Here is a 560-nt window from a genome sequence, read left to right as displayed (position 1 = left end):
GCACCAGGCGCCCCTCGGCGTCGGTGTTGGTGACCTCGACCGTGGTGCCGTTCTTGAGCGTCAGGACGTCGCCCGGGCGGGTCGCGGTGCCGGAGGGCATGTTCTCGGCCAGGGCGAGCCATGCGGTCACCCGCACGTCGAGGCCCAGGCGGGCGGCGGCGACGGTCGCGGCGAGCACCGTGGCGGCACCGGTCATGTCGGTCTTCATCCCGAGCATCGACGCCGCGGGCTTGAGCGAGAGGCCGCCCGAGTCGAAGGTGATGCCCTTGCCGACCAGGGCGAGGTGCTTCGTCGCGGACTCCGGTGCGTACCGGACGACGACCAGACGCGGAGGCCGGGCGGAACCGCGGCCGACGCCGAGGATGCCGCCGAAGCCCTGCTCCTCGAGCGCCTGCTCGTCGAGGACCTCGACCGTGAGCGGCAGGTCCGAGGCGAACCCGGTCGCGACGTCGGCGACGTCCTGCGGCCCGAGGTCACCGGCGGCGGTGTTCACCAGGTCGCGCACGAGCGACGCGGCGTCGGCGACGATCGCCGGGCGCACCGCGGCGTCGGCGGCGACG

General features: G+C 74.6%; 1 protein-coding gene. It reads right to left on the bottom strand.

Translation table 11 applies throughout. From position 1 onward, the window contains the following. Positions 1 to 560 (bottom strand): M17 family metallopeptidase (locus BIU95_RS12475; RefSeq protein ID WP_217639443.1); only part of this gene is annotated, 560 nt, incomplete at both ends.

The sequence above is a fragment of the Curtobacterium sp. MCBA15_007 genome, from assembly GCF_001864905.1.
GTDB lineage: Bacteria > Actinomycetota > Actinomycetes > Actinomycetales > Microbacteriaceae > Curtobacterium > Curtobacterium poinsettiae.
The sequence above is the reverse complement of the archived record's forward strand: the minus strand, read 5'-3'. Positions and strand labels throughout refer to the sequence as shown.